Annotated in this window: 4 protein-coding genes; all 4 read right to left on the bottom strand. The window is 42.8% G+C overall.

The genetic code is table 11. The features are described 5' to 3' along the window. A partial coding sequence (locus ACT3UM_RS23950) for a hypothetical protein (protein ID WP_498902516.1) occupies window positions 1–333 on the bottom strand: 333 nt, incomplete at its 3' end. Window positions 334–406: 73 nt separating this feature from the next. Next, window positions 407–1,348, bottom strand: coding sequence for a protein kinase domain-containing protein (locus tag ACT3UM_RS23945; RefSeq protein ID WP_498902514.1), 942 nt, complete (start codon window positions 1,346–1,348; stop codon window positions 407–409). A gap of 151 nt (window positions 1,349–1,499) precedes the next feature. After that, window positions 1,500–2,285, bottom strand: a complete 786-nt coding sequence (locus ACT3UM_RS23940) for a hypothetical protein (protein WP_498902512.1) — start codon at window positions 2,283–2,285, stop codon at window positions 1,500–1,502. A gap of 415 nt (window positions 2,286–2,700) precedes the next feature. Beyond that, window positions 2,701–5,232, bottom strand: a complete 2,532-nt coding sequence (locus ACT3UM_RS23935) for an AAA family ATPase (RefSeq protein WP_498902510.1) — start codon at window positions 5,230–5,232, stop codon at window positions 2,701–2,703. Between the last annotated feature and the right edge of the window lie 41 nt (window positions 5,233–5,273).

Below are 5,273 nucleotides of genomic sequence, written 5' to 3'. Positions count from 1 at the left end.
CCCACCAAGTATATCTTCACTAAATTCCGTTTTATGTTCTTCGTGCCGCTGCCTGATGGCCTCTAAGCTCATATTCTCTGGCAAATTAACAGAGTTACCTCCTGAACCCTCAAGAGCTTCTAGTGACTGCTGAGCAGCGACAAATTTCGCCGATACTCCAGATGCAGACGCAGACACCTCTGAGACTGTATTTTTGGAAAAGAATATTTGAATAGACTCAAATATGCCAGTACGAAAGCGAATCCCGATTATTAGCACGGTAATTGGCCATGCAATAGCCTTAATCAGCTCTACTACTAACCCAGGCGCCCAACTGCACAAATTTTCTTCCATGTGATCTCCTATCGCCTAACGCCTCAAACATCGGCGCAGCCATGCTGCGTTCGAGTGTTTTTATTTGACATTTCTAATAAAGGTCATAATCTCTCTCTGCGGTATAATCGTAATAATATTGGACTGTTTGGAGCATCACATGACCATCGACTACTTGACGCATAAAGTTACGTACATCATCTAGTTCTGATGTTGTAATCAAGTCAACATCGTTATCTGGAAAATACTGCTGTTGGGTTTGAATACTTAAAATTTCAGAACCCATTATTCTCCTAAGTTCATCCACATCATGCGCACACTCTGACCTAAATTTATAATGTTTAGCATTCACTCCATTCACCTTGAACGCGTCAATCATATACTCTAAGTCAAGACGAATCAGTGTAAATACATTCTCGAAACTTTGAGTTATATCTTCAAGATCAGATTCTTCTGAGATTCCAGAGTTAAATTTTATTTTTGCGTCATTTCCGAGAGGAGACTTGGAACATATTTGACTTAAGAGATCAATTAGCTGCTTTTTATCAAACTTAAATCGAACTTCCTGTGCCATTTCCGGCACATCTTTCAATGAGCTTAAGTACATAATATCAATTAGCTTTATGTTTCCATCAGTCTCAACCAGCACGTTTTCATCGTGTAAGTCCATATGTACTAGACCTTGAGAATGGATATGCTTAACACCTTCCGAAATTTCATGGCCAATTCTATAGGCCTCTTGATTCGTCAGATTGTCTTTCAACCGTTTTTCCAGCGTAATGCCATCAACATGCTCCATGACAATACACTTTTCATCACCTAAATTAGGGATACATACACTTTCGATAGAATAGACATCGACCACATTGTTATGCTTAGACCTAACCAAAGCCCTAGCATGGTCTAAAATTGTAGAAACGCCCTTACCTTCCTCTCTTAGTACCTTCACTGCGACTCTTCTCCCAATTTCATCGGTACCAAGCCATACATCTGCAAACCTACCGTCACCAATAGGATTTAATAAATCAATATCCAAATTTTTTTCCTTTACTTGGAAACATAACGCCGCGTTGAGTGGTGAGCAACGCAACCACCCGACCTAAACCATTATTCTGTAAACACTTAAGCTGAATTAAACCAAAAATGCCAAGCATTGTGAATCCATCTTAAAAGCTTTGTTATGTGCCTTAACCACGAAGTATTTCTGCAATTGGGGGAATTTTACGGCCATTAATTTCGTATTCAGCTATGTCAGCTCGAATCTCATCCATTTTCAGGATTTCACTTGTTGTTAGATTCGCCACAGCTCCTAATGCAGCAAAATGAACAGCTCTTCTTCCAGGTTGCAGACGCATCATATATTCAGATAGTGACATAGCACTACTTTGATACGTAGAAAAAAATGGAAGGCTCCAAAGGTGACAGCCATAAATATAGACAAAATCTTCAGGCGACTTTGTATAATCAACATCCAATTTATCAATAGCTATAAAATATACTTGAGCTGCACTTTTAATACCTTTCATCAACTCGACTGCTGGAGTTTCTTTTTTATACCAACTGTTAACACTTTCTTGAACAACCTTGGGATCGTGAGATTCAAAAATATCCCTAAACTCAATGAAATTGATATAGTTGGAAAAAATTTGCTCAACTGAAGACAATTCACCATTTACAGCCAAAGCTCGATTTTCAGCGGTGATGAGTATTTCTTTAGCTAACAGCAAAGCATTGCGTCTACTTTCCTCATTAGACCTATCAAATTCTTTTTGGAACTGTTCCCTTTGCTCTTTCAGTTGTTGTGCCTGGTATCTTAAACTTCCAGTAAACCAAATGACTGCAATAAAACTCCCGCTAGCGGCAAGAATGCTACCGTAAGCAGATAAGTTATCTATATTGATAAACACGATCATTCCTGCTGCTGACAGAAGAGTTACAAGTGTTAATACGATTAAAATAAGTTGATTCTTCATATAGTCCAATGTTGATAAATGATGTGGCACATAATAGTGATTATAACCCCCTCTATATAACCTCAATGAACCCGCTAGCGCGTTCGTTGAGGTTATACAGCCCTTTATTTATGACCTATGCCATTGAAATTAAAATAAATTAAGTATAAATAGGCAGTATAGCATAGATTATCGTGCCTCCTGCATAACACGGCTGAATCAGCATGTCGCTTTCACCGGAAGGGCCGCTTTGGGTCGTCAATTGCCACACCACTACCTGAGTAGCTTGAGCCACAGTAACCGGCCAAAGCTGGACGTTGAGGCAATGCTGATAACGTCCAAAATCTACGCCGCGTTTACGTGTCCGTACCATTTACTTGTTATGCATACTTCCGCACGTCATAAATATGCATATTGAAAAGCTTCACGACAAATCCTACTTCCTTCCAATAATTGCAGTTTCAATATTTTTTATCGCGTTGTATCGGGTTACGAACATTGCCTTATCTGTGTTTACGTAGGCATTTCTAGGATCATCGTGTTCGGTAATGCTCAGTTTCTCGAAAAGATCTCTCAGGGACTGAGCCTCATCCTGAAGGAGAGGAACGACCTTCGTAAATTCACTGAAAGCTGACACCTGTTGGCTCTTCTGCTTGAATTGATGCCTCTGTTTGTTAAATACGTGAGTATTCACAACCGCTTCGATAAGCCGGCGCATTTTTCCAGCCATAGACTCCTTCTGGTCTTTAATAGGCTCTCCGGAAATTGCGAGAATAGTATCGATACCGGACTTCAAATCGTCAATACTTTCGCTGTATTCATCCAGCGCAACGCAGCTTTCTAGGACATAGACAGCCGTATGGCCATTTAATCCAGCTCTATTCATAGTTGTTTGTATCTGAACAAAAAACTCCCAATTATGGGTGAGCACAACGACCTGACGAGCCGGATGCTTTTGAATGAAATCGCGCAGACGATTAGAGTAGTTACCAATGTAATTATAATCAAAGCTAGAGATTGGATCGTCAAAGACAATTACTTGCTGCCCACAGGTTTCTAGCTCTGCAAAGAACAAGGCAAGTGCGTGAATTCGTTGCTCACCTTCGCTCAATACAGCTTCGATTTTTTGACCAGAGATATGATGATCTACTGTGACAGCTCCGTCACCACCGACATCTTTCAGCTCGACACCAAAGGCACTCATCTCTCTTTCAGCTAGCGCAAGATACTCATCGTTCAAGCGAGCCTTGAAATCTTCCACAACAAGCTCTTTGTGGGCCTTTTTGGCTGTGGAAGTAACTTTCCGTAGTACCGTCGCGAATGTCGGCAGATTTGAATCCCAATAATCAGCATTCTGTGATCGACGATATGCCTCCTTAATGAGATTAATATTCTCCGTGATTTCCTTTCTGTAAAGAAGAGCCTGACAGTCTGTGGAAACTTCACTGAGCTGCCGAAGAAGCTTGTCGCGGTCTTTCCGGGCGTTCTCGATTAGTTCCGCTTTCTCCTCAATACTTCTCGAAACTTCATCCACGAAGGCTCGGAGCGAAGCAGCGGCAGCCTCGCCCTCCTGATCGATTAAATCTCCCTTCTTGAAGCGTTCTTGAATTACCTTACCGATAGACTTGATGGGCTCGATTCTCTCCGGCGGTAAGACGGAGTCCTTGGCCCAACTATCAGGCACAGAGTCACCAACCACTTTGAAGTTCTTATCTGCGGTTTCGATTACCTTTTGGAGTTGATTGATGGCAGCATCCAGTTCGCCGGTGAGAAGATCGGCGTATTGCTTGAATAGCTCAAGCTCGGTTACTTCCAACGCTTGTCTGCACAGTGGACACACTTCTGGCTCCGGCGAGTGGAGATTGCACACTTCATTGGCAGGCCGGATAAGTGCCATCAGTTTTTCTAAATTTGCACCTGTGGGAATTAGAGTTCTCGCCAGAACTTCCAGTTCTTCCTCTTTTTCCTTCAAAGTTCTAGCCTGAACAACCGGATCAATTTCAATAAGCATTTCGGATGCGATCAGGATTGGATGAATTTCCCCATACAGGGCTTTCAGTGCAGAGACCTCACCCTTAAGCAGCTTAAGCCCTTCTTCTGATGTCGCTTTTTCTAACTCCGCTTTATTTTTGAGCTTCTCTTCAAGTTCGCCATCTTTCGTATAGGTTTCACCAGATTCTATCTGCGCTTTTAGCGTCGCAGTATTCTGACTACTCAAGGTAGCTAGTGCTGTTCCTGCAAATGTCGCAAACTTTGTGCGGACCTGGTTTTCTGTCCCTTCGAGTAGCGCTGCATTTTCATTTTGCATTCTTTGTAGCTCTACACGCAGTTCCTCACAGTGTTTCTTAGCGGTTACAAAAATATCTAATTTAAAGGGTGCGAGCTCAATAATCCTGCCAGGTTGGACAGAGTTCTTGATGTTGTGAACAGCGACTCCCGAATCGAAGTACTTCAAAGCGCTCGCGCGGGAGCCGTAACTGCTCGGTGAACTCCAATTCTGAATAGTTGCATCTGACGCGAACTTGAAATCGAACGAAGGATTCGGCGCCGTTGTCGCACGAACGTCATGAAGTGGTCGTTTCGGTGCTTCATTCGAAGCTAGTATCTGTAATGCATCACATAGACTAGATTTCCCGCTTCCATTTGCTCCGAAAACAATACTCACCCGCTTTGGAAACGAAGCCGCTAGCGTATCACCTAGGCGTTTGAAGCCGTGAAAAGGCCCAATACTCTCAAGCCAATCAGTAGTTATCGCTGTGGCCCCAGCAGGGGCTGCAACGGTCGGAGGCGCAGGCTGGCGGAGATAGCTTGCCCGTTTTGTAAAAAGCTGAACAAGGGTATCCAAGTCGAAAGAACTGAGAATTGTTGTTCCAGAAGCAGCCGCATCACAGATCATTTCCAACCACGGGATACCCTCTGAATGACCAAGATTGCGTAAGTATCCAATTGCGTCGGGATAAGTTGACATTTAGGTCCTTTTTACTGATTTGCATAGCAGCGTATTAGACG

The sequence above is a fragment of the Halomonas sp. AOP13-D3-9 genome, from assembly GCF_052379125.1.
Classification (GTDB): domain Bacteria; phylum Pseudomonadota; class Gammaproteobacteria; order Pseudomonadales; family Halomonadaceae; genus Vreelandella.
Note: the sequence above shows the minus strand (reverse complement) of the source record. Positions and strands in the feature narration are given on the sequence as shown.

Excerpts from the sequence above, each read along its gene's own strand:
- ACT3UM_RS23940 (WP_498902512.1), bottom strand. The coding sequence starts at position 2,285 with ATGAAGAATCAACTTATTTTAATCGTATTAACACTTGTAACTCTTCTG.
- ACT3UM_RS23935 (WP_498902510.1), bottom strand. The coding sequence starts at position 5,232 with ATGTCAACTTATCCCGACGCAATTGGATACTTACGCAATCTTGGTCAT.